This is a genomic window from Micromonospora sp. NPDC007220, assembly GCF_040634035.1.
Taxonomy (GTDB): Bacteria; Actinomycetota; Actinomycetes; order Mycobacteriales; family Micromonosporaceae; genus Micromonospora; species Micromonospora reichwaldensis.
The window spans coordinates 23,494-47,096 of the sequence record NZ_JBEYEU010000025.1; the positions used below are offsets into that span (position 1 = coordinate 23,494).

Annotated in this window: 23 protein-coding genes; 8 read left to right on the forward strand and 15 right to left on the reverse strand. The window is 70.9% G+C overall.

Annotation, left to right across the window (positions count from 1 at the left end; translation table 11 throughout):
- Positions 1–30 precede the first annotated feature (30 nt).
- The 3 genes from ABZ573_RS27695 to ABZ573_RS27705 form a co-directional block, all read right to left on the reverse strand.
- Positions 31–2,010: an ABC transporter ATP-binding protein gene (locus tag ABZ573_RS27695; RefSeq protein ID WP_358121999.1), complete on the reverse strand. Its 1,980-nt coding sequence runs from the start codon at positions 2,008–2,010 to the stop codon at positions 31–33.
- Between the two features lie 116 nt (positions 2,011–2,126).
- Positions 2,127–2,894: an enoyl-CoA hydratase/isomerase family protein gene (locus ABZ573_RS27700; protein ID WP_151457493.1), complete on the reverse strand. Its 768-nt coding sequence runs from the start codon at positions 2,892–2,894 to the stop codon at positions 2,127–2,129.
- A 46-nt stretch (positions 2,895–2,940) separates the two neighbouring features.
- Positions 2,941–3,168 (reverse strand): helix-turn-helix domain-containing protein, encoded by a 228-nt coding sequence (locus tag ABZ573_RS27705; RefSeq protein WP_007462679.1) that lies wholly within the window; start codon positions 3,166–3,168, stop codon positions 2,941–2,943.
- Positions 3,169–3,378: 210 nt separating this feature from the next.
- Here ABZ573_RS27705 and ABZ573_RS27710 point away from each other — a divergent pair, with 210 nt between their 5' ends.
- Entirely contained in the window at positions 3,379–3,978 is a 600-nt protein-coding gene (locus ABZ573_RS27710; RefSeq protein ID WP_358121940.1) for a cadmium resistance transporter, read from the forward strand.
- A 228-nt stretch (positions 3,979–4,206) separates the two neighbouring features.
- On the opposite strand, the gene ABZ573_RS27715 is transcribed toward ABZ573_RS27710, so the two are convergent.
- On the reverse strand, positions 4,207–5,811 hold the full coding sequence (locus tag ABZ573_RS27715; protein WP_151453374.1) for an ABC-F family ATP-binding cassette domain-containing protein: 1,605 nt from the start codon (positions 5,809–5,811) through the stop codon (positions 4,207–4,209).
- 245 nt (positions 5,812–6,056) lie between these two features.
- Here ABZ573_RS27715 and ABZ573_RS27720 point away from each other — a divergent pair, with 245 nt between their 5' ends.
- Positions 6,057–6,974 (forward strand): neutral zinc metallopeptidase, encoded by a 918-nt coding sequence (locus tag ABZ573_RS27720; protein WP_151453376.1) that lies wholly within the window; start codon positions 6,057–6,059, stop codon positions 6,972–6,974.
- A gap of 157 nt (positions 6,975–7,131) precedes the next feature.
- Here the strand turns inward: ABZ573_RS27720 and ABZ573_RS27725 are convergent, their stop codons facing one another.
- The 5 genes from ABZ573_RS27725 to ABZ573_RS27745 form a co-directional block, all read right to left on the reverse strand.
- The gene (locus ABZ573_RS27725) at positions 7,132–7,785 is read right to left on the reverse strand and encodes an acVLRF1 family peptidyl-tRNA hydrolase (protein ID WP_327029041.1); all 654 of its coding nucleotides are present in this window, start codon (positions 7,783–7,785) and stop codon (positions 7,132–7,134) included.
- A gap of 131 nt (positions 7,786–7,916) precedes the next feature.
- Positions 7,917–8,543, reverse strand: a complete 627-nt coding sequence (locus tag ABZ573_RS27730) for a LysE family transporter (protein ID WP_358121942.1) — start codon at positions 8,541–8,543, stop codon at positions 7,917–7,919.
- A gap of 243 nt (positions 8,544–8,786) precedes the next feature.
- Entirely contained in the window at positions 8,787–9,845 is a 1,059-nt protein-coding gene (locus ABZ573_RS27735; RefSeq protein WP_151453371.1) for a hypothetical protein, read from the reverse strand.
- Entirely contained in the window at positions 9,842–10,174 is a 333-nt protein-coding gene (locus ABZ573_RS27740; RefSeq protein ID WP_358121945.1) for a PadR family transcriptional regulator, read from the reverse strand. The genes ABZ573_RS27735 and ABZ573_RS27740 overlap by 4 nt, the downstream gene beginning before the upstream one ends.
- 538 nt (positions 10,175–10,712) lie before the next feature.
- Entirely contained in the window at positions 10,713–11,084 is a 372-nt protein-coding gene (locus tag ABZ573_RS27745; protein WP_358121947.1) for a VOC family protein, read from the reverse strand.
- A 187-nt stretch (positions 11,085–11,271) separates the two neighbouring features.
- Between ABZ573_RS27745 and ABZ573_RS27750 the strand changes: the two genes are divergently transcribed.
- Entirely contained in the window at positions 11,272–11,826 is a 555-nt protein-coding gene (locus tag ABZ573_RS27750; RefSeq protein WP_358121949.1) for a nucleotidyltransferase family protein, read from the forward strand.
- A gap of 193 nt (positions 11,827–12,019) precedes the next feature.
- Here ABZ573_RS27750 and ABZ573_RS27755 read toward each other — a convergent pair whose 3' ends face one another.
- The gene (locus ABZ573_RS27755) at positions 12,020–12,631 is read right to left on the reverse strand and encodes a tyrosine-type recombinase/integrase (RefSeq protein ID WP_358121951.1); all 612 of its coding nucleotides are present in this window, start codon (positions 12,629–12,631) and stop codon (positions 12,020–12,022) included.
- Between the two features lie 369 nt (positions 12,632–13,000).
- Between ABZ573_RS27755 and ABZ573_RS27760 the strand changes: the two genes are divergently transcribed.
- Together ABZ573_RS27760 and ABZ573_RS27765 are read left to right on the forward strand one after the other, a co-directional pair.
- Positions 13,001–13,570 carry a sigma-70 family RNA polymerase sigma factor gene (locus ABZ573_RS27760; protein WP_358121953.1) on the forward strand — a complete coding sequence of 190 codons (570 nt, stop codon included), beginning with the start codon at positions 13,001–13,003 and terminating at the stop codon, positions 13,568–13,570.
- 18 nt (positions 13,571–13,588) lie between these two features.
- The gene (locus ABZ573_RS27765; RefSeq protein ID WP_358121955.1) at positions 13,589–14,554 is read left to right on the forward strand and encodes a CU044_5270 family protein; all 966 of its coding nucleotides are present in this window, start codon (positions 13,589–13,591) and stop codon (positions 14,552–14,554) included.
- 157 nt (positions 14,555–14,711) lie between these two features.
- Here ABZ573_RS27765 and ABZ573_RS27770 read toward each other — a convergent pair whose 3' ends face one another.
- Positions 14,712–15,275 (reverse strand): hypothetical protein, encoded by a 564-nt coding sequence (locus tag ABZ573_RS27770; protein ID WP_358121957.1) that lies wholly within the window; start codon positions 15,273–15,275, stop codon positions 14,712–14,714.
- A gap of 584 nt (positions 15,276–15,859) precedes the next feature.
- On the opposite strand from ABZ573_RS27770, the gene ABZ573_RS27775 reads away from it, so the two are divergent.
- The 3 genes from ABZ573_RS27775 to ABZ573_RS27785 all read left to right on the forward strand — a co-directional run bounded on the left by ABZ573_RS27775 (position 15,860) and on the right by ABZ573_RS27785 (position 21,000).
- A complete protein-coding gene (locus tag ABZ573_RS27775) occupies positions 15,860–17,458 on the forward strand; it encodes a sulfatase (protein WP_358121959.1) in 1,599 nt (532 codons plus the stop codon).
- Positions 17,455–18,477 (forward strand): formylglycine-generating enzyme family protein, encoded by a 1,023-nt coding sequence (locus tag ABZ573_RS27780; RefSeq protein ID WP_358121961.1) that lies wholly within the window; start codon positions 17,455–17,457, stop codon positions 18,475–18,477. The genes ABZ573_RS27775 and ABZ573_RS27780 overlap by 4 nt, the downstream gene beginning before the upstream one ends.
- A 132-nt stretch (positions 18,478–18,609) precedes the next feature.
- Complete coding sequence (locus tag ABZ573_RS27785) at positions 18,610–21,000, forward strand: sulfatase-like hydrolase/transferase (protein ID WP_358121963.1); 2,391 nt, start codon at positions 18,610–18,612, stop codon at positions 20,998–21,000.
- Here ABZ573_RS27785 and ABZ573_RS27790 read toward each other — a convergent pair.
- The 4 genes from ABZ573_RS27790 to ABZ573_RS27805 form a co-directional block, all read right to left on the reverse strand.
- A complete protein-coding gene (locus ABZ573_RS27790) occupies positions 20,949–21,158 on the reverse strand; it encodes a hypothetical protein (RefSeq protein WP_358121965.1) in 210 nt (69 codons plus the stop codon). The two genes, ABZ573_RS27785 and ABZ573_RS27790, sit on opposite strands and share 52 nt — an antisense overlap.
- A 176-nt stretch (positions 21,159–21,334) precedes the next feature.
- Positions 21,335–21,781, reverse strand: coding sequence for a metal-sulfur cluster assembly factor (locus tag ABZ573_RS27795; RefSeq protein WP_327029049.1), 447 nt, complete (start codon positions 21,779–21,781; stop codon positions 21,335–21,337).
- Positions 21,778–22,254: a Fe-S cluster assembly sulfur transfer protein SufU gene (sufU, locus tag ABZ573_RS27800; RefSeq protein ID WP_151453362.1), complete on the reverse strand. Its 477-nt coding sequence runs from the start codon at positions 22,252–22,254 to the stop codon at positions 21,778–21,780. Before sufU ends, ABZ573_RS27795 begins: the two co-directional genes overlap by 4 nt.
- A 42-nt stretch (positions 22,255–22,296) precedes the next feature.
- Entirely contained in the window at positions 22,297–23,601 is a 1,305-nt protein-coding gene (locus ABZ573_RS27805; protein ID WP_358121968.1) for a cysteine desulfurase, read from the reverse strand.
- Positions 23,602–23,603: the final 2 nt, after the last annotated feature.

Below are 23,603 nucleotides of genomic sequence, written 5' to 3' on the forward strand. Positions count from 1 at the left end.
GCCGGCAAGTTGGCGCAGCCGGCGGCAGCGTCAGTTGGCCGCCGCCGGCGGCAGCGCCTCGTCGGCGAGGTAGGGCCGCAGCGGCGGCACGGCCACCGGCTCGGGCCCGGTCGCGTCGACGTACGGGGTGGGCGAGTCGGCGACCGCGAACTGGGTGCGGTAGAGCTCGGCGTAGAGCCCGCCCACGGCCACCAGTTCCTCGTGCCGCCCCCGCTCGACGATCCGCCCGTCGTCCAGCACCAGGATCTGGTCGGCGTCGCGGACGGTCGAGAGCCGGTGCGCGATCACCAGCGCGGTACGCCCGGTCAGCGCCACCGACAGCGCCCGCTGCACGGCGGCCTCGCTCTCCGAGTCGAGGTGCGCCGTGGCCTCGTCGAGGATCACGATCGACGGGGCCTTGAGCAGCAGCCGGGCGATGGCGATGCGCTGCTTCTCGCCGCCGGAGAAGCGGTAGCCGCGCTCGCCGACGAGGGTCTCCAGCCCTTCCGGCAGCGACCGGACCAGGTCGGCGACCTGCGCCCCGGCCAGGGCCGCCCAGATCTCGTCGTCGGTGGCGTCCGGCTTGGCGTAGCGCAGGTTCTCGGCGATGGTCTCGTGGAACAGGTGCGAATCCTGGGTGACCACGCCGATCTCGTCGCGCAGCGAGGCGAGGGTGGCGTCGCGGACGTCGACCCCGCCGACCAGCACCTGCCCGTCGGTGACGTCGTAGATGCGGGAGATCAGCATGGACAGCGTCGACTTGCCGGCGCCGGAGGGGCCGACCAGCGCCACCATCTGCCCCGGCTCGACCGCGAACGAGACGCCCTTGAGCACGGGCTCGTTGATCGTACGGTCGAGGGCGGCGACCTCCTCCAGGCTGGCGAGCGAGATCTCGGCGGCGCTGGGATAGCGGAACCGGACGTCGCGGAACTCGACCCGGCCGCTGGCCCGGGGCACCGGCACCGCGTCGGGCCTCTCCTCGATCGTCGGCTTCAGGTCGAGCACCTCGAAGACCCGGTCGAAGGAGACCAGCGCGCTCATCACGTCGACCCGGACGTTGGACAGCGCGGTCAGCGGGCCGTAGAGGCGGGTGAGCAGCAGGGCGAGGGTCACCACGGTGCCGGCGCTGACGTTGCCGGTGACCGCCAGCCAGCCGCCGAGCCCGTAGGTGAGCGCCTGGGCCAGCGAGGCGACCAGCAGCATCGCCACGAAGAAGGTCCGCGAGTACATCGCGGACTGGATGCCGATGTCGCGGACCCGCTCGGCCCGCCCGGCGAACCGTCGCGCCTCCTCCTCGGGCTGGCCGAAGAGCTTGACGAGCAACGCGCCCGAGACGCCGAACCGCTCGGTCATCGTCGCGTTCATCTTCGCGTCGAGGTTGTAGGACTCGCGGGTGATCTCGGCGAGCCGCTTGCCGACCCGGCGGGCCGGGATGATGAAGACCGGCAGCAGCACCAGGGAGAGCGCGGTGATCTGCCAGGAGAGGGTGAACATCACCGCGGCGGTGAGCACGAGCTGGATGACGTTGCTGACCACCCCGGACAGCGTCGAGGTGAACGCCCGCTGCGCGCCGAGCACGTCGTTGTTGAGCCGGCTGACCAGCGCACCGGTCTGGGTGCGGGTGAAGAACTGCAGCGGCATCCGCTGGACGTGGTCGTAGACCCGGGTGCGCAGGTCGAGGATGATGCCCTCGCCGATGCGGGCCGAGTACCACCGCTGGGCGAGGGAGAGCAGCGCGTCGAACACCGCGAGCCCGGCGATGACGAGGGCCAGCCGGACCACCGCGTTGCCGGCGTCGGCGCCGCCCCGGGTGATCGTGTCGATGACGTCGCCGGCGAGTACCGGGGTGGCGACACCGATGACGGCGGCCAGCACCACCGTGACCAGGAAGACGACAATGTCACGGCGGTAGGGCCCGGCGAAGGCCACGATCCTGCGGGCCACCCCGCGCTTGAGTCGGTGGGTGGAGATCTCGTCGCGGTTGCGCATTGACCGGAGCATGCTCCAACCGGTCATGCCGCCGCCCGACATCGAGTGGGACACGTTCACCTCCGGGTCGTCGGGCTGACCGCACCGTCAGGTCAATTCTCCCGACGACTCTGACAACCTCGGCCGTAACCCTGATCTTCCCGAACGGTCCTTACGACTTACTCTCCGCGCCCGGCGAGATCACGCAGCCGGCGGGTCTGCGCCTCCCGCTCGGCCCGCTGCTGGTCGGCGGCGGACCGACCAGTCGCGCCGGCCAGCAGAGCCTTGATCTCCACCACCGCGTTGCGGTCGTTGGCCAGCAGCCCGGCGGTCAGGTCACGCACCGCGGCGTCCAGCTCGGCGTTCGGCACCACCAGGGTGGCCAGGCCGATCCGGTCCGCCTCGGCGGCGTCCATCCGCCGGCCGGTCGCGCAGATCTCCAGGGCACGGCTGTAGCCGACCAGGTCGACCAGGCGGCCGGTGCCGGCGAGATCCGGGACCAGGCCGAGCGTCACCTCGGCCATGGAGAGCTTCGCGTCCTCGGCGAGCACGCGCAGGTCGCAGGCGAGCGCCAGCTGGAAGCCGGCGCCGATCGCGTGCCCCTGCACGGCGGCGACGGAGACGACGTCGGGACGGTGCAGCCAGGTGAAGCCGCCCTGGTATTCCGCGATCCGGTCGGCGCACTCCTGCTCGGGCAGGGTGGCCAGTTCGGCGAACGACCCGGGACCGGAGGCACCGGCCACCGACAGGTCGAGGCCGGCGGAGAATGCCCGCCCCTCGCCGCGTACGACCACGACACGGACGTCGCCGGGGAGGTCCCGCGAGAAGTCGCTCATCGCGCGCCACATCGCCGGGGTCTGCGCGTTGAGCACGTCGGGCCGGCACAACGTGACCGTCGCGACCGGCCCGTCGCATTCCAGCCGGACCCCGGTCGTCTCGGCGGTCACCGAGCGATCCGGGGAGCGGCGCTGATGGACGACGCTGGTGGGCGGGTCACGCCTTCTTGCGGCGTCGGGCGCCGCCACGCTGCCGCAGCTGGACCCCGGACTCGGTGAGCACCCGGTGGATGAACCCGTAGGAACGGCCGGTCGAGGCCGCGAGCGCGCGGATGCTCTCACCCGAGGTGTACCGCTTTACCAGGTCCTTGGCGAGCGTCTGACGCTCGGCTCCGACGATCCGGCGACCCTTCTCAGTGCTGGTGGCTGTGCCAGTGGCTGCCATGCTGTGTCCTCACGTCCCAGACTGTGCGGTTCGGATACGGTCCCACCTATTAGACCGCCTCGAACGATCATGCGCCAGATATCAACTCTTCGCCAACCGACACGCTATGCAATGTCAGCTTCCCGATAGCGTGATGCTCCCGACGCGGCCCGGGGCCCCGCCCGCCCCCGGCGCCGGGCGTGACGGGTGACCGAGCCGTACCCTGCTGGCGTGATCGACCTGTTGGGCGCCGCGGCCGGCGCCGCCGTGGTGTTCGCCGCCACCAACATCGACGACATCGTCGTCCTGACCCTGTTCTTCGTCGCCGCCCGCACCACCGGCCGGCCCCGCACCTGGCAGATCGTCGCCGGGCAGTACCTGGGCATCGGCGCGCTCGCGCTGGCCAGCACGGTGGTCGCGGCCGGGCTGCTGGTGGTGCCCGAGCCGTGGACCGGGCTGCTCGGCCTGCTGCCGGTCGCCCTCGGCGTCCGCGCGCTGCTGCGTGACGACGCCGACGACGCCCCGGCGGTGGTCGGCTCGACGCTCGGCGTGGCCGGGGTGACGATCGCCAACGGCGCCGACAACATCGCCGTCTACGTGCCGGTGTTCCGGGCGCTCGGCCCGGCCGACGGCGCGGTCTTCCTGCTGGTCTTCGTGGTACTCATCGCGCTGTGGTGCGCCGCCGGGGCGTGGCTGGGCGGGCACCCCCGGGTGACACGGCTCGTCGGACGCGTCGGCCACTGGCTCGTCCCGGCGGTCTTCATCGCCATCGGCGTGGTCATCCTGGCCACCTCGGGCGTCCTGCCCCGCCTCCTTGACCTCCTGCGCTGACCGCACGCCCCACCCGCCCCACCGCAACCCGCGCACCCACCCCACCGTGCCACCCACGCAGGTCGCCCCGCCTGGCCACCCGCCTGGCCGCCCCACCTGGCCGTCCGCCTGGCCGCCCCGCTTGGTCGATCATGAAGTTGTTGTCACGACACGCCGGGGCGGAGGGCAACAACCTCATGATCAACGGACTGGGGCGGGACGGGAGCGGGGCAGGGCAGGGCAGGGCGGTCAGGCCAGTTCGACCAGTTCGAGGAGGTCGTCGCTCCAGGCGTCCTCGTCGCCGTCGGGGAGCAGGATGGCGCGGTCGGGCTTCAGCGCCATGACCGCGCCGGGGTCGTGGGTGACCAGCACGATCGCCCCCGGGTAGCGGGCGATGGCGTCGAGCACCTGCTCCCGGCTGACCGGGTCGAGGTTGTTCGTCGGCTCGTCGAGCAGCAGCACGTTCGCCCCGGAGCAGACCAGGGTGGCCAGCGCGAGCCGGGTCTTCTCGCCGCCGGAGAGCACCCCGGCCGGCTTGTCCACGTCGTCGCCGGAGAACAGGAACGCCCCGAGGATCTTGCGCAGGTCGGTGTCGGTCTGCTCGATGGCGGCGCTGCGCATGTGCTCCAGCACCGTACGGTCCACGTCGAGCGTCTCGTGCTCCTGCGCGTAGTAGCCGAGCCGCAGGCCGTGACCGGCGTGCACCTCGCCGGTGTCCGGCTCGAGCAGGCCGCCGAGCATCCGCAGCAGGGTGGTCTTGCCGGCGCCGTTGAGCCCCAGGATGGCCACCCGGGAGCCCCGGTCGACCGCCACGTTCACGTCGGTGAAGATCTCCAGCGAGCCGTACGACTTCGACAGGCCTGTCGCGGTGAGCGGGGTCTTGCCGCAGGGGGCCGGGTTCGGGAAGCGCACCTTCGCCACCCGGTCGGAGACGCGTACCTCCTCCAGGCCGGAGATGAGCTTCTCGGCCCGGCGGGCCATGTTCTGCGCGGCGACGGTCTTGGTGGCCTTGGCCCGCATCTTGTCGGCCTGCGCCATCAGCGCGCCGGCCTTCTTCTCGGCGTTGGCCCGCTCCCGGCGGCGGCGCCGCTCGTCGGTCTCGCGGGCCTCCAGGTACGCCTTCCAGCCCAGGTTGTAGACGTCGACCACGGAGCGGGTGGCGTCGAGGAACCACACCTTGTTGACCACCGACTCCAGCAGCGAGCCGTCGTGGGAGATCACGATCAGGCCGCCCTTGTGGTTGGCGAGGAAGCTGCGCAGCCAGGTGATCGAGTCGGCGTCGAGGTGGTTGGTCGGCTCGTCGAGCAGCAGGATGCCGCCGCCGTTCTCACCCGCGTCGCGGAACAGGATCCGGGCCAGCTCGATGCGGCGGCGCTGACCGCCGGAGAGCGTGCCGATGGTCTGGGCGAGCGCCCGGTCCGGCAGGCCGAGGTTGGCGCAGATCCGGGCGGCCTCGGCCTCGGCCGCGTACCCGCCGAGGGAGGCGAACTGGTCCTCCAGCGCGCCGTAGCGACGGACCAGCCGGTCGTCGGCGTCGTCGGCGAGCTTGGCCTCGATCTCCTTCATCTGGGCCATCAGCACGTCCAGGCCCCGGGCGGAGAGCACCCGGTCGCGGCCGGTGACCTCCAGGTCGCCGGTGCGGGGGTCCTGCGGGAGGTAGCCGATGGCGCTGCGGCGATCGAGCTGACCGGCGTACGGCTGGCCCTCGCCGGCGAGCACCTTCAGCGTGGTGGTCTTGCCGGCGCCGTTGCGGCCGACCAGGCCGATCCGGTCACCCGGCTGCACCCGCAGCGTGGTGTCGGACAGCAGGATCCGGGCGCCGGCGCGCAACTCCAGGCCGGTGGCAGTGATCATGTCGGAGGACTCGCTCTCGGGGTCTGGAAGGGCTGACTCAGGGCACGCGAAAGCGCCGGCGAGCACGAGGCCCGTCGGCGCGGGGCGATTCAGCCTTCGCAGAGCAGCACGGGCCCAAGTGTACCGGGCCCCGCCGGATCGCCCCGCCGGATTACCGATCAAGATCATCGGGTACCGAATCGCCGTCCGGACCCGGTCCGGTACCGCAACCACCAAAACGGATCAAATCGGTGATCGGGGTAGACATGGAGCTGAACGAGAACGCGCGGGTCGACACCAGCCAGGTGGACGATCGGCGAGGATCCGGCGGGGGCGGCGGGCTGGGCGGCATACCCATCCCGATCGGCGGCGGTCGGGGCGGCATCGTCGGCATCGTCATCGCCGTGCTCGTCGCGCTCGTCGGCGGCGGCTTCGGCCTGAACGCGGCCACCAACGGCGGCGACGAGCCGCAGGGCGACAACTCGTCACTGGAGCAGAAGTGCTCGGCCGAGGACGCGCTCCAGCAGCTCGACTGCCGCAACGCGCTCTACGTCAACTCCATCCAGGCGTACTGGCAGAAGGCCCTGCCCGAGGCGTTCGGCGAGCAGTACCGCCCGTCGAAGACGGTGTTCTTCAGCCAGGGCGTCAACACCGCCTGTGGGCAGGCCGACTCCGGCGTCGGCCCGTTCTACTGCCCCGCCGACGACCAGGTCTACATCGACCTCACCTTCTACCAGGTGCTCGCCCAGCAGCTCGGCGCCTCCGGCGAGTTCGCCCAGCCGTACGTGCTCGCCCACGAGTACGGCCACCACGTGCAGGACCTGCTCGGCACCGAGGCGCAGATGCGCCGCCAGCAGCAGCGCGACCCGGACAGCGCGAACGCGCTCTCGGTGAAGCTGGAGTTGCAGGCCGACTGCTACGCCGGCGCGTGGGCGAAGAACGCCACCGGCACCGCCGACGCGAGCGGCCAGAAGATCTTCACCAGCATCAGCGAGCAGGACATTCAGCAGGCCGTCGACGCCGCCGAGAAGATCGGCGACGACGCCATCTCCAAGCGGGCCAACCGGCCGGTGAACCCGGACGAGTTCACCCACGGTTCCTCCGCCCAGCGCAAGGAGTGGTTCACCCGGGGCTACGACACCGGCGACCCGAAGTCCTGCGACACCTTCCGCGGCAGCCTCTGAGCACCGGACCGGAGACCGCCCTCGGCGGCCGGCGGGCCTCGCCCGCCGGCCGCCGTCGTGCGTGGGGTCGACCGGCCGGTCGTTGGCGGTCCGTCCCAGCGTGGGAAGGGGCGGGTGTCCGCAGTGCAGCCAGCGTCGCTCCCGACGCGGTCGCCGCTCAGGACGGGGCGGGATCGCGCACCAGGATCCGGACCGCCCGGGCCGCCGCGATCGCGCCGACCAGCACGGCGTGCCGGGGCTCGGGCACGTCCAGCAGACGGTCGGCACGCAGCGCCGCCAGCGGGGCGAGCCGCCGGTCGGCGAGCACGGTGTCCACCGCCCGCCGGTCGCCGCCGCAGACCAGCGCGCCCAACGACGACGCCTCCGGCAGCAGCAGCCGTACGGCCAGGTCGGCCGCGTCGCCCAGCGCCGCCTTCGCCTGGTTGTCGCGCCGCCGGGCGAAGCGCTGCTGCGACCAGCCCCCGGCGGCGGTGCGCCCCTGCACGTAGCGGGTGTCCACCTTGGAGACCACCAGCTCCTCCCCCGCCGCGACGCCGACCGCCACCGCGCCCTTGCGGGCGAGCAGCAGCCCGATCCGGCGCGGCGCGGTCGCGGCGGCCACGAAGCCGGGCACATCCGGGGTGGCCGGCGCGCCGGGCGGGGTGTGCAGCTCGGCGGTCGCGCCGTCCGGGGCGGCGAGCAGTAGCCCGTACGCCTCGACGGTGGTGGTGGGCGGGCCGTGCCGGTCGGCGAAGCCCTCGACCCACCGGGCGGCCCGGGCGGGGTCCACCTCGACCCAGCGGCCGCCTCCGGCGGCCGGTCGGCTGCTCATACGCCCGAACCTACGGCACGGCGACGCCAACTGACCGCCGTGGGTGGGTGGACGCCCGCGGCGGGCCGCCGCCCCCGCCGGGCGGCAGGCCACCGACCCGGACCCAGCCGGGCAGCGGACGACCGGCTCGGCTAGCCGGGCAGCAGCATCGCCACGGCCAGGGCGGCGATGATGGCGCTGGAGAGCAGCGCGGTCACGAGCCGACCGCGCGGTCCGGTCAGCACCCGGCCGACCAGGGTGCCTCCGCCGGCGATCAACAGCTGCCAGCTCGCCGAGGCGACGAACGCGCCGAGCACGAAGAGGCCGGCGGCGAGCGGATCCGGCTCGGCATGGTCCGTACGGCCCAGCACGAGCGCGGCGAAGTAGACAACGGTCGCGGGGTTCAGCAGGGTCAGCGCGAGCACGCCGGTGAAGGCGCGGACCGGGGTGTCCAGGCCCCGGCGGACGCCGGCGGCACCAGTCGCGGCGCGGGGGCGCAGCGCGCGCCAGGCGCCGTGGCCGGCGAGGACGAGCAGCACCAGTGCGGCGGCCAGCCGCAGCGGCCCGGCGACCGGGGCGATCAGCCCGGCGACGGCGGCCCCGCCGAGGGCCGCCACGGCGGCGTAGAGCCCGTCGGCGGTGGCCACCCCGAACGCGGCGGAGGCGCCGACCCGGAACGACGTGCGGGCGCTGAGCCCGAGGATGAGGACCGCGATCGCACCGACCGGGATGGCGACGCCGTAGCCGGCGAGCAGACCGGCCAGGAACGCGCCGGTCACGACGGTCGGCGGCGGGTCGGGACGCGACCGGACGCGGTCCGCTGTCGCCGTGCGGCGGCGGCCGCGGCGACGGGGACGGTCTTCGTCGGGTACGTCTCGATCACCCGCTCATCCTCGGCCCCGCCACCGCGGCCCTGCCACCGAATTCCCCACCGACGCCGTTCATCCGCAGGTGGACGCGACCGCAGGGCTCGGCTGGGGTGGCGTTACCCGAGGGTCACAGTCGCCCCGCCGGACGAGTTCCTACGTCGGTGTGGTGGGTCTTGGGGCGACGGTGGGGATCGGTGGAAGTCGGCGCAGTGCTCGGATGGCCAGTACGGCGAGCGGTACGCCTACCGCCAGCACGGCGACAACCTCTACGGAGGCGATCGTGGCGAGTGTCGTCCGCTGTGCCTGGTTGCTGTAGTCGGGCAGGGTTGCGGTTCGCAGGGCGAGCGCGGTCACGGCGAGCAGGGTGAGCGCCAGTGACCATGGCAGCCTCCGAGATTGGCGGCTGGACACTCGACCGGCCAGGTGGACCACCATGGCGACAGTGACCACCGCGCAGGACAGGCCCGGCCAGTCCAGCAGCCTCAGCGCCGGTCTCGCCGCCTGGATGGTGAACAGCGGCACGGGGACGAGGAAGATGCCGATCGGCAGCGCGAGGAGCCAGGGGCGGCGCGGCACCGGTGGGGCGCCTCGGTGAAAAGCCGCCATCGCGAGTAGCAGGAGCACGTCGACGAATCGCATCGCCCAGGGCGTCACGGACAGCGGTACGTCACCGACGCCTTGTTCGAAGGCGGTGGTGATGGCCGGAGGCACGATGGCGAGCAGGGCGACCGCTTGGGCCACCCGCCGGTGTCCGAGGACGAGCGCGACGTAGGCCGGCAACCACGCGTAGTCGGCGAGATTCCACGCGGTGTGCCAGATGTTCGACGACGGGCTGAGTGGCCATTCCAGTTCAGGAGCCGGCAACCAGGCGATCTTCCGGGAGAGCCACAGCGTGACGGCGATGCTGGCGGTGACCATGACGGCGTTGGCCAGCATCGCCATCAGGGCCGCCAGGCGTACGGCTTGTCCCCAGGCGAACGAGCGGGGTGGCGCGTCAGCCCCGCCGAGACGCAACCGAACGGCGAGGGAGACGATGCTGGCGACCTCGGACAGGCTCGGCCGGCCGTAGTCCGTGACATACGCGGTGGTCTCGGAGTCGCCGGTGTCCATGCTGTCCAGAAAGGCGGCGACCATGTCGTCTTCCCATTCCTGCCGGTAGGCGGCGGGCAGCAGCCGGAGGACGAACCGGTAGCGCTCTTCCAGCCGGTTCACGACGGCGTTCCCGTGATCGGGTTCCGCCGCTCGCGCAACCGGGTGGAGGCGAGGCGCGCGTTGGCGGCCAGCCGTTGCGCCTCCGCTTCGAGGGCCTGGCGGCCCCGCTCGGTCACCCGGTAGTACCGGCGTAACCGTCCTTGCCATGCCTCCTCGCGGTCCAGTTCGACCAGGCCGTCACCGACGAGTCGGTCCAGGACCCCGTACAAGGAGCCGATCTTCAGCTGCACGCGGCCCCGCGACAGTTCCGCCACGTCCGCGACGATCCCGTAGCCGTGCCGCGGAGCGTCGAGCAGCGCGGTGAGGATGAAGAAGGCTGGCTCTGTCATGGCCCGAGAACTCATCGGCCTAATATAGTGGAAGACAAGATATCCTTCCCGTCAGGAGCCAGGCTGGTGCCAGCGGGTTTCACCGGGCCCCGGCATGCGCGGAGCCCACGCCAAGAAGGAGTGACCATGGGCGACGGTGACGCGGCGGACGCCGGCGACCTGGGCGGGCCGGACTTCGCTCCGGCGATACCGGCGGCGGAGAGCAGCGTCGTCGGCGCCCCGCCCCCCAACGGGGCGGCCATCGTCCTGGGCCCCGGATACAGCGGTCAGGTCCTGCTGCCCCGGGCTCCGCAACGGGTTCGGCCACTACCCCCAGTTGCGAGCGGCGACCTTGGCGGCGGCGCTGGAGAGGATTCACGGGCAGCGGCCGACGATCATCCGTAACGGGGTTGGAAGCTGGCAAACGCCCGCACGTCGGCAAGACCGCGCGTCGCCTTGCATGACGAGCGATGGGCGGACGAACGTGCGCTGATCTTGGCAGATCGGCGCACAGTCAGCAGTACGTCAAGGCATTGCCAGGGCTGTCGTGGGCCATCGATCAGCCGTTGGGGCGTGATTCGATCGCCTGCAGCGACCACCTGTTGCCGTCAGGATCGCCGAAGTAGACGAAGCTGCCCCATGGCTGCACCTCGATCTCGCTGGCATCGACGCCAGCGTCGAGCAGTTGCCGGCGCGCCGCCTCGGCGTCGGCGACCACAACCTGGATTTCCTGGGTGCCGGGAGTCTTGTCGGTGATGCCCTCGCCGATCACGATGGAGCAGGCCGAGCCGGGTGGTGTGAGCTGGACGAACCGCAGGCCCTCGTGCACCCTGTGATCGTGGTCGGCGTTGAAGCCCACCTTCTGGTAGAACGCCTTGGCCCGGTCGACATCGGTCACCGGAACGGGGATGAGTTCGATCTTCCAGTCCATGGACCCACCGTAGGACATGGTTGCGGTTCCGAGCGGGGCGGTTGAAGCGTGGGTATCGCGTGGCGTGACTCGCCGGAAGAACTGGCCGGACTGCCACGCCGACGGGGCCTGGCTCCGGACCGGGTGGACAACGTCGAGGCGGCGTGGAAGGCATTCCGCGTACGTCCGCTGGTCTAGGGTCCCTGGGGTGGTCAGGAGCGCGCAGGACGTTGTGGGCGTAATCGAGTCAGACCCGGGAGCAATGAAAGTCCTTCGGGTTACGGCCGACCTTGGATTGTCGGACTGGTGGATCGGTGCCGGCTTCGTACGCAACCGCGTCTGGGACGCGATCAGCAACATCTCGGCCTCGCCGGAGCGCGACGTGGATGTCGCCTATTTCGACCCGGAAAAGCTGGACCCACGCGAGGACGCACGTGCCGAAGCCCAGGCCATGGTGGCCCTGCCTGGGGTGCCGTGGGAAATTCGTAATCAAGCACGGATGCATCTGCGCAATGGCGATGAGCCCTACACGTCCGCCATGGACGCGATATCGCGCTGGCCCGAAACGGCAACGTGCGTCGCGGCTACCCTGCGGGGTGACTCTGTTCGCCTGGTGTCCTGCCATGGGTTGGCTGACCTTGTAGGAATGGTTGTCCGCCCCTCTCCAGCCTTCAACAATGCGGCGGGCCGCGCGAAGGTACAGCGCCGCGTGCAGGTCAAGGGATGGCTCGACCGATGGGCCGGACTGCGGCTGGAGATCTAGCGCTCACGCCGGGCGAAGGGAAGGGCAGCCCCGACAGGACGTCCTCCTCTCGGCAGAGCCGTGAGCGGCTGATCATGTTCCAGAGGCCATGTACGCGGCGAGGATGTAGTTGGGGTGCCGGTCGAGGTTCTTACGGGCGCGGTCGTAGCGCATGGTGGTTCGCGGGTCGGCATGGCGGGCGGCGATCTACACGTCACGCAGGCTGACGCCGGCGTCGAGCATGGTGGTCACGAACGTGTGCCGCAGCATATGTGGGTGCATCCTCGGCATCCGGACCCGCCGTGTGGGCCAGGTGCTTGAGCCGGCGGGTGGCGGCATGCCGGTCCATCCGAACACCGAGGGTATTGCGCAGGATCGGCCCGCTGGTGCGCTCGTCGACGGCCCGGTCGATGGCTCGGGCCACCGCGGGTGGCAGCGGGACGAGGACGACCTTGCCTCCCTTGCCGCGCACGCGTAGGACCCGGTGCCCGTGCTCCTCATCCAGGTCGGCGATGTTCGACCCGCAAGCTTCGAAGATCCGCAGCCCGAGCAGACCCAGGAGCGCGACCAGGGCGAAGTCGTTCGGGTTGGCCGACAGCCGGGCGGTAGTGATTAGAGCCTCGAACTGTAGGTGCCCCAGCCCAAGGGTCGGCGACTCGGACGGCACCGTGGGCCGGCGGACGTAGTCGGCCGGCGAATGCTCCAGGATGGCGTCGATGACGCAGACCCGATAGAACCCGACCACGACCGACAGGCGCCGCGAGACCGTCGAGGGCTGGTAGCGGCGTACGTCCTGCAGCCAGCGCACGTACCGCTCGACGTCCATCCGCCATGGCGAGCGGATCAAGGGCCTGGTCGGTGCACCAGCGGAGGAAGACTCGCAGGTTGGACTCAGTATGGACGCGAGTTTGCCCACGGTAGCGGCCCAGAAAGGCGGACACCGCGGCACGTAGAACGAGCTGATCGGTCGGTGCGACGCTGGAAGCGGGAGCAGGAGAGGTAGTCATACATCACCGTGCGTCACCAGCAGCGATGAACGCCAGTCCGCCCTGAGCGGCAGATCAGTGCGCCCGGTCTTGCTGTTCGGTCGTCCTCCCTACCCGCCATCCACCTGTTTGTCGTGCCGGATGGTTCGGTAACACCCGCGCTCCGCCTTACGAAGAAGGGGTGTAGCGGATACGAGAGAGGACGGCCTGTGAATGACCCTAGCCAAGCGGAGGGTGACATCTCCGGCATCGGAGTCGATCCGGTGGCCTTCGAGGTCTTCTACCGGCGGCACCTGGAGGCGGTGGGCCGGTTCGTGGCGCGGCGGGTCGACGACCCACACCTCGCCGCCGATTTGACCGCCGACGTGTTCCTGGCGGTGATCGAATCGGCGGCCGGCTACCGGCCAGACCGGGGTAGCCAGATCGGCTGGCTGTTCGGGGTGGCCCGCAACGTCATCGGCGACGAGCGGCGTCGGGCGGCCCAACGGCTGCGGGTGACCGGCCGACTGGCCGGACGACGGGACCTGGGCGCCGACGACATCGCCCGCATCGAGGAGCGGATCGACGCCGAGTCGGCGGCCCGCCGTACCCATCGAGCGCTGAGCGAGCTACCCGAGGGCACCCGGACGCTGGTCGAACTCGTCGCCGTGGACGGCCTCACCGTCGCGGAGGCGGCGACCGCGCTCGGGATGTCCCCGGTCGCCGCTCGGGTCCGCCTGCATCGTGCCCGTCGCGTCGTCCGCGCCGGGCTCGCCCACCCGGCCAACACCCTCGTCTGATGAGACGGAGATGACGCTATGAACAAGATCGAACAGTCGCCGCACGGTTTCGAGGAGCAGCTCCTCACGGATCTGACGGCACACGTCGTCCGGCGGGCCGAGATGGTTTCGGCAGCCCGTCCGGTCGGACGCCGTACCCGGTTCCTGCGCGGTTGGCGCCTCGCCGGAGCATTCGGGCTGGCAGTCGCACTGACCGGCGGTGGCCTGGCGGTCCAGACGATGAGGGTGGGCAACCAGCCGCCGCCCACGGCCAGCGCGTCGGAGATCCTCCGTATGGCGGCCGATGCCGCCCGGCAACAGCCCGAGCTCACCGCCCGACCCGATCAGTACGTCTTCACGGAAGTCCTGGCGACGACGCGGGAGAAGCCGGACAGCGGCCCGTACACCACCGTACGGACGCAGATTTGGCAGTCGGCCGGGGGAGTTGCGCACACGCAGGCACGTTACCGACCGGAGACCGATCCGAACGGGTGGAGCGAACTGAAGGTGCTCCGCCCGAACGATCCCGCCGATCCCGACAAGGAGCTCGATGTATTCCCGTCGCCCGCGTACCACGGCGACTTGCCCACCGATCCGGACGAGCTGCTTCAATACCTTCGGGAACACCCGGTTGACCTGCATCTCCCCGAGGCAGCCGATGAGCAGGCCGTGTACGGGGGCGAGAGCATGCCGTACACCACCGCGCGGTCGATGCTCGACGGCTACGTGCCGCCCCGAGCGCTGGCGGCGCTGTTCGAACTGCTGGCACGGGAGCCCGGAGCGGTCGTCATATCGGGCGACGTGGTGGACGCCGCAGGCCGGCATGGGGTGGCGATTCGGATGCCCGGTGTGATCGGTGGTAACGAAGACTTCATCTTCGACCGAGACACCCACGTCTACCTTGGCATCCGTGGGTCGGTGGTGCGGAACGGCAAGGAGTCGCTGCAATCGGCTGCCGCGCTGCTCCGGGTCGCAATCGTCGACCGGCCGGGCCAGCTGCCCTGACCAGTGATGGGCTCGCCCCAGCCGGATCGGATCCCGCGCTATGCCGCTACGGCTTACGGCTGGGTCGCTCTGTGTGGGCGAGCAGATGACGGCGGCCTGCCTCCGGCGCGGGACCCGGCGAGGACGGGTTACCCAGTCGGGCCGCTGACCGGATCGGTCAAGGGATCGGCAGCAGATTGGCTAGGGGAAATCTGCTGCCGATCCCCTCAGCGCGTCCCTTCGTCCCCAAGCTGTCGGCATCCGCACATCGGCACGTCCGGATGCATGCCCCCGCGACCTGGTTACCCTGCGTGACGGGTGCTTCGCGGCAGAAGAGGACGTCCGCGAGATTCAGCCGCGGCTGGCGTACAGGTACACGGTGACCACGTCGGGTGCGTCGAAGGTTGAGCAGGACCGATCGGCGCGTGCCGTCGGCGGTGGGTTGTTCCTCGACGATTCCGGAGACGGTCTTGGCGGTTTCGGGGTCCCACAGGTTGCCGCCGCCGACGTTGCGTTTCGCGTCGACTGCCCGAACTCCCGGTGCGGGAGCCGCCGTGAACTTTGCCTCGGCGACGAAGGCGTCGAGCGCAGTACGGGGGATGCGGAGCTCCCACTGGTCGGCGGCAGCTCGGGCGAGTTGGTCGCCGTGCCGGCCGACGCTGTGGCCGTAGCCGCGCCCGGTCAGTGTCAGGTCGTCCAGCAGGCACCGGACGTGCACATCCACGACCATCGGCAGCAGCATCCGGGCCGACGAGCCGGGCGGCGCGGGCCGTCAGCTCGGCGTCGACCAGCTCTCGCGTACTGCGGTGATCGCCTTCTGCCCACGCTTCCGTCCCAGAAGGTAGAATCCCTATTTGTCAGGTAGGCAAAGTAGGTTAGCGTCACCGTCATGACTGGTCGGGAAGCCCCGCTTGACGGCACCGCAGTCGCAGTGTCGCGGGGATGTTGCCGTGGCTGGACCGCCGCCTGCGGCTGCTGCCGCTGAGCCTGCGTCCCCTGACTTCTCGCCTACCGCCGCGTCGCCGACTCAAGACGACACGGCAGCGTTTTCCGCAAGCCCGACCAACAGCCGCTCGCCGCGCCGACGCATGGCCGGAGACTGCGCGTCCCGCTCTGCGCGGCGGTCGTGAAAGTGCGGTTACTCGTCAGATCTGAGCGCATACCCAACTACTGAGAGGACGTCCCCTGATGTCACCGTTGACACTGAGACTGGGCGCAGTTGCCGCCACCGCCGCCCTGGGCTGCACTGCATTCGCTGCCACCGGCACCGCCGCTGCTCCGCTCGGCGCCGCAGCCGCTCATGCCGGCCCCGGGCAGCCGAACATCGTGTTCGTACTGGCCGACGACCTGGGGTGGGCCGATCTCAGCACCGGCCTCACGAACAAGGGGTCGGGCAACACCTACAACGAAACCCCCACGGTCGACCGCCTCGCCGCTGAGGGCGTCGCCTTCGACAACGCCTACGGCGGTCCCAACTGCGTGCCGACCCGAGCCGCTCTCCTCACCGGGCTCTACGCGCCCCGGCCGACGAACAACCTCTACCTGGTCGGCGACCTGGACCGCGGCGGGGACGGCACGCTACTGGACGGGGCACCGCAGGGGCTCCCAGACGGCGACGACGCGCTGCCGGGTGAGGCCTACACCGTCGGCAAGGCGCTGCGTGACGCCGGCTACGCGACCGGGTACGTCGGCAAGTTCCACGTGACCAGGAGCGCCGACCAGATCACGGCCGACTTCGGGTTCGAGGAGAACCTGGGCGGCTCGAACTCGGGACACGCCAGCCAGTACCACGCCATCGACGGGACGTTCAACAACAGCATCGGCCCGGCGCTGGACAGGTTCGCGGCCGACTACACCCAGAAGTACGTCGACGAGAACATCAAGCCCTACTCCCACGGCGCGGACGACACGGCCCTGGACGCCCTCGTCGGCACCGACAAGCACGTGACCGACGCGGTGACGGACGCGACCGTCGACTTCATCGACCGCCACGCGGACGAGCCGTTCTTCACCTGGGTCAGCAACTACGCGGTGCACACCCCGATCGGCGTCAAGCAGCCACGCGCCGACCTGCTCGCGAAGTACCAGGCCAAGCCGGCTGTTCCCGGTCACCCGGCTAATGCGTCGTACTCGGCGCTGCTGGAAGGCCTCGACCAGGGGCTGGCCCGCATCGTGCACCACCTCGAAACGACCCCGGATCCACGTAACCCCGGGCATCCGTTGGCGGACAACACCATCGTGGTGTTCACCTCCGACAACGGTGGGACCGCGGACGCCGACAACGGCTGGCTCAGCGGCTACAAGGGCGAGTTGCGGGAGGGAGGGTTGCGGGTTCCGGCCATCGTGTGGAGCGGGAACGAGCGCCTGGTCGACGGTGGCGTGGTCGACTCGACACCGATCCACGCGGTCGACTACCTGCCGACGTTCGCATCGCTGGCCGGTGCGAAGCTGCCCAAGGGCCTGCGCCCCGACGGTGTGGACCTGAGCGGAATCTGGCGCAACGAAAGCGCCGAGCTCGGCACGCGGCACCTCTTCTGGCACCTGCCTGGGTACCTGATCGCGGGCGCGCGGGACCAGCGCCCCGAGACGGCGATCCGGTCGGGGCCGTGGAAGCTCAGCTACCGCTACGAGACCCAGGACTGGGAGCTCTACAACCTGGACAGCGACATCGGTGAGACCACCAACCTGGCCGCAGCGTACCCCGATGTCACCAAGCGGCTCGGCAGCCGGCTGATCCGCTGGCTCGACGACGTCGACGCGCCGCTGGCCACGCTGCGCGAGGGCAAGGCCCCGATCACCGTCACCTTCCGGGGCACGGCGTACTCCAACGGGAAGATCACCCACTACGACGAGCCGACACAGCTGACGTTCCAGCCGGGAGACGAGGTGCCGGCGTTGCTGCCCACGGCGGTCACCGACCGATGACCTCCGACCATCACCACCGTACCGCCGGGTCCACCACGCCGAGCTGTTGTGCACCCGGCGGCCCGCAGCAGACCGCGGCGACCGGCGGGCTGCTGCAGGTCGGCCGCCGGCCGCGGCAGCCCGACCCCGTCGACTGGGAGGCTGGCCGGTCGCGCTCCACGCGCGGCCAGGTCAGCCTGCCCGGCGGAAGCTTCGCCATGGGCGACGCATTCGGTGAGGGCTACCCGGGCGACGGGGAAGGTCCGGTGCACGAGGTCACCGTCAGAGCCTTCACCATCGATGCCACGACGGTCACCAACGCAGCCTTCGCGACCTTCGTCAAGGCCACCGGCTATGTCACCGAGGCCGAGGTGCTCGGCGTCTCCGCCGTCTTCCATCTCCAGGTGAAGGCTGAACGTAGCGACGTCGTCGGGGCCGCCACCGGTACCCCCTGGTGGCTCGTGGTCCGCGGCGCCGACTGGCGTCGCCCCTACGGGCCGGCCTCCTCGATCGCGGACCTCCAGAACCACCCTGTGGTCCAGGTGACCTGGAACGATGCCCGCGCGTACGCCGCGTGGGCGGGCAAGCGCCTGCCCACCGAGGCCGAGTGGGAGTACGCCGCCCGTGGCGGCCTCGACCGGGCACGGTTCCCCTGGGGCAACGATCTGCTCCCGCGCGGCCGGTGGAACTGCAACATCTGGCAGGGCGAGTTCCCCCGCCTCAACACCACCGACGACGGCTTCATCGGCACCGCACCTGTCAAGCAGTACGCCCCGAACGGCCATGGCCTGTTCAACATGGTCGGGAACGTGTGGGAGTGGTGCGAGGACTGGTTCGCCACCGACACCTACGCACGGCGCGCCGGCACCGGTGTCGTCGACCCTCGCGGGCCAGCGAACCCGGACGTCTCAGGCCGGCGCGTGATGCGCGGCGGATCGTTCCTGTGCCACGACTCCTACTGCTACCGCTACCGGGTCGCGGCCCGCTCCGGGAACACCCCTGACTCCGCAGCCTCCAACATCGGCTTCCGCTGCGCCTGAACGTCCATCCGGGCGACCCACCTGCTCGGAGGCGCCCTCGCGTCATCCCGCCGGCATTCAACACCACGTCCACGCTCGCTCACGGCGAGCGCTGTCTCTTCCTGCCGCTTCCTCTGCATCGGAGGCCATTCCTTGATCACTCGTCGTCAGCTCCTCGCCGGCACCGCCGCCGGTCTCGGAGTCGCAGCGCTCCCGTCCACCGCAACAGCCGAGCCGAAGACCACAGGGCGGCCCCGGCCGAACATCGTGCTCGTGCTCGCCGACGACCTCGGATACGGCGAGCTCGGCGCGTACGGGCAGCGCACCATCGCGACGCCGCGCCTGGACCGGCTCGCCGCCGAAGGGCTGCGCTTCACCGACGCGTATTCCGCCGCGGCCGTCTGCGCGCCCTCACGCTCGGCACTGCTCACCGGCCTGCACGCGGGCCACGGGGCGGTGCGCAACAACCCTGGGGGCGACCCCGACTCAATCGCCTTCTCCGACGGCGACACCACGTTCGCCGAGGTGCTGCGCGCCCGGGGTTACCACACGGGACTGTTCGGCAAGTGGGGCTTCGGTCCCGAGCGCGGCGACCAGCCAAGCCACCCCAATGCCCGCGGGTTCGACGAGTTCCTGGGCTACCTCACGCACGGCCACGCCCACGACTACTACCCGTCGTACCTGTGGCGGAACGGAGAGCGGTTCGAACTGCCCGAGAACGCCGGGTCCGACAAGACCACCTTCGCCCCCGACCTCTTCCACGACCGGGCTCTCGACTTCATCCGGACCCACCGCTCCGAGCCGTTCCTGCTCGTGGTCACCCCGAACCTTCCCCACGCCCCGAGCGACGTCCCCAGCCAGGAGCCGTACGCCGACGAGGACTGGCCCTCGGCGGACCGGGGCCACGCGGCCCAGGTCACCCGGATCGACACGTACGTCGGTGAACTGGTCGACGAGCTCGCCGCGCAGGGACTGCTCGGGTCCACGGTGGTCCTGGTGACCAGCGACAACGGTCCGCACGAGGAGGGTGGCTTCGACCCGGACCGGTTCGACGCGAACGGCCCCCTCACCGGTTACAAGCGCAACCTGTACGAGGGCGGTGTCCGGATCCCGCTGATAGCCTGGGCCCCGGGCCGGATCCGGCCCGGCGTGACCGACCGGCTCACCCAGCAGACCGACCTGCTCCCCACGCTGGCCGACCTGGCCGGCGTCCCCGGACCGCGCGACATCGACGGCCGGTCGTTCAGCTCTCTGCTCGAGCCGCGTCCGACTGCGGCCCCCGCGCAGCCGTACCTCTACTTCTGGCGGCTCGACAACGGCAACACCAGGCGGGCCCGCGAAATCGATGCCGGCCGCCTGCAGCGGGCAGCGGAGGCGGTACGCGAAGGCAACTGGAAGGCGATCCGTTGGGCGCCGGGCAAGGATCGGACCGTCCCGGACGAGCAGTGGCAGGTCGAACTCTACGACCTTGCCCGCGACCTCGGTGAGACGACCGACCTGGCAGCCACCCACCCCGAGGTCGCGAACCGACTGGTGGGCCTCCTGCGGCAGTCCTGGATCGACGAGGTCACGCGCGAAAGCTACGGCGTCGAACTCGACACCCCGGACCTGCTGCTTCCCGGCGTCACCTACGAGCTCACCGCCACCCTCGCGAACGGCTCGGCGGCGGCCTGGACCGGCGCTCGGCTGGTGCTCTCCGCCCCTCGGGGGTGGACCGTCGAGCCGGCGACCAGCCGGGGGCTCGGACGCCTCTCCCCCGGCGCCCGGGTGAGCACCACCTGGCGGGTCCGGGTGCCCGGGGAGACCACGGCGAAGGAGTGGCCGCTGACCGTGTCGGGTTACGCCGTCGCCCGCGACGCGCCCCTCACCTTCCGCGCCGAGCGCCGCTTCACCCCGCCGCCGCCGCCGGCCACCGACTCGTACCTGAGCGATCTGCCCTGGCTCACCGCGGTCAACGGCTGGGGCCCGGTGGAACTGGACACCAGTAACGGCAAGCAGGCCGCCGGGGACGGCCCACCGATCTCCCTCGGTGGCACCGCCTACGACAAGGGCCTCGGTGTCCACTCCCACTCCGAAGTCACCTACCACCTCGGAGGCCGGGTGGCCCGGTTCACCTCGGTGGTGGGCATCGACGACTTCAGCGCCCGGCAGAGCTCGCGGGGCAACACGATCGCCGAGGTATGGGCCGACGACCAGCTCGTCCACACCAGCGGCGTGCTGCGGGCGTCCACCGGACCCGAACCGGTGGACGTCGACGTTCGGGAGGCCCGGCTGCTACGGCTGGTCGTGCGTGCCGCCGACTCCGGAAACGGCTTCAACCACACGTCCTGGGGCAGACGCCTTCGTCCGGCTGGGCTGACGAGCCACCTTGGCGGGTCCGCCCTCGCGCCAGAGCGATGTCGACGCCGGCGTGCTGCCGGCGTCGACGTCGGTCGCCGATCCGCAGATCCACTGCTCTGCGGATCGGCCGTTGGGTCAGGCGCGGCGGGCGGTCAGCCGTCGAGGGTGACGGTGCCGCTGTCGAGACGGACGCTTGCGGCATAGCGGTACTGGGCGCGTACGACAGGGTCGCTGAAGTCGATCGCGCCGCCGGTGTCGGCGGTGAAGAGGAACTCCCATCCGCTGCCCTGGTCGACGTACGCCGTCGCCACGTGGCCGCGGAGCACGAACGCGTAACGGGCGTCCGGACCGGTCAGGTCCACGGTGCCGTCCAGGTTGTCCAGCGGTTCGACACCCGCTGTGATCAGGGAGCCGTTGACGCGTAGATCCCAGCCCTCCCGGTGCAGCCCGTTGTGGTAGCGGAACAGCAGGATGATCGCGCCGAGAAAAACGTCGAGCGCGCCGCCCCGGAGGGGCGACGCGCTCGACGAGAAACGTGTCAGACGTTGAAGCCGAGGGAGCGGAGCTGGTCGCGCCCCTCGTCGGTGATCTTGTCCGGCCCCCACGGCGGGAGCCACACCCAGTTGATCCGGATGTCGTCGACCAGGCCGCCGCCCGGTCCCGTGGTCAGCGCCTGCCGGGCCTGGTCCTCGATCACGTCGGTCAGCGGGCACGCCGCCGAGGTCAGCGTCATGTCCAGGGTGGCGACGTTGTCGTCGCCGACGTGCACGCCGTACACCAGGCCGAGGTCGACCACGTTGATGCCCAGCTCGGGGTCGACGACGTCCTTCATCGCCTCCTCGACGTCGGCGACGGCGGCCTTGCCCTTGGCCGCCGACGCGGCGGCCGGCGCCCCGTCCGTGGCCGGTGCGGCGGCGTCCGTGGCCGGCACGGCCGCGTCCTCGGTCGCCGGGTTCGCCGCGGTGGCGGTGTCCTCGCTGCTCATGCCTCAACCTCCGTCGGGCTCACGCCCACACCGGCGCGTGCCGCGGCGTCCTTGAACGCCATCCACGGCAACAGCGCGCACTTGACCCGGGCGGGGTAGCGGGCGACGCCCGCGAACGCTACCCCGTCACCGAGCACGTCCTCGTCCGGCGTGACCTGGCCACGGCCGGACATCAACTCGACGAACGCCTCGTGCACCCGGAACGCGTCGCCCGCGTCCCGGCCGACCAGCAGTTCGTGCAGCACGCTCGCCGACGCCTGGCTGATGGAACAGCCCATGCCGTCGTACGAGACGTCGTGCAGCACGTCGCCGTCGGTCGCCACCCGCACGGTGACCTCGTCACCGCAGGTCGGGTTGACGTGGTGCGCCTCGGCGACCCGGGCGCCCGTGGCGTCCGGGTCGCGCAGGCCGCGACCGTGCGGGTGCTTGTAGTGGTCCAGGATGATCTCCTGGTAAAGAGATTCAAGCTGCATCAGGGTGAACTCCCGTCGATCCGCGGGCTCCCGCGTCGCCGCTCACTCGAACACCTTCCGCACCTTCTCCAGGCCCGCCACCAGGGCGTCGATCTCCCCGGTGGTGGTGTAGAGGTAGAACGAGGCCCGCGTCATGGCCGGCACGCCGAAGCGGGTGCACACCGGCTTGGCGCAGTGGTGGCCGACGCGCACCTGCACGCCGAGCGAGTCGAGCACCTGCCCGACGTCGTGCGGGTGGATGTCGCCGAGGGCGAACGAGATGGTGCCGCCCCGGCCCACCGGCACGGCCGGTCCGAAGATCCGCAGGCCGGGCACCGTGGCGAGGGCGTCCAGCGCGTACGCCGTCAGCTCCTTCTCGTGCCACTGGATGGCCCGCATCCCGATGCCGGCGAGGTAGTCGACGGCCGCGCCGAGCGCGACCGCCTCGGCGATCGGCGGGGTGCCCGCCTCGAACCGGGCCGGCGGCGCGGCGAACGTCGAGCGGGCCATGGTGACCGTCTCGATCATCGACCCGCCGCCCAGCACCGGCGGCATCGCCGCCAGCAGCTCGGTCCGGCCCCAGAGCACGCCGATGCCGGTCGGGCCGCACATCTTGTGCCCGGTGAAGACGATGAAGTCCGCGTCGTAGTCGACCACGTCCATCGGCATGTGCGGCACCGACTGGGAGCAGTCGAGCAGCAGCAGCGCGCCCACCTCGCGGACCCGCGCGGTGATCCGCGAGGTGGCGTTGACCGTGCCGAGGATGTTGGACGTGTGCACCAGCGAGACGATCTTCGTCCGCTCGGTGACCAGGTCCTCCAGTCCCGACTCGTCCAGCCGCCCCTGGTCGGTGACCGGGAACCAGCGCAGGGTCGCGCCGGTGCGCTCGCAGAGCAGCTGCCACGGCACGATGTTCGAGTGGTGCTCCATCTCGGAGATCACCACCTCGTCGCCGGGGCCGAGCCGGAAGCGGGGGTCGGCGTCGGGCCGCAGCGACGCGTTGGAGAACGCGTACGCCACGATGTTGATCGCCTCGGTGGAGTTCTTGGTGAACACCACCTCGTCCACGCTCGGCGCGTTGATGAACGCGGCGATCTTCGCCCGCGCGCCCTCGTACGCCTCGGTGGCCTCGGTGCCCAGGGTGTGCACCGAGCGGGACACGTTGGCGTTGTGCATCGCGTAGTGCTCGCCGAGCACGTCGAGCACCTGCCGCGGCTTGTGCGAGGTGTTGGCGCTGTCGAGGTAGACCAGCCGGTGCCCGTTGACCTCCCGGTCGAGGATCGGGAAGTCGGCGCGCACCTTCGCCACGTCGTAACGCGGCACGTCGTCGTACTGCGGCATCCCCGACGGGATCGCGATGGAAGTCATGT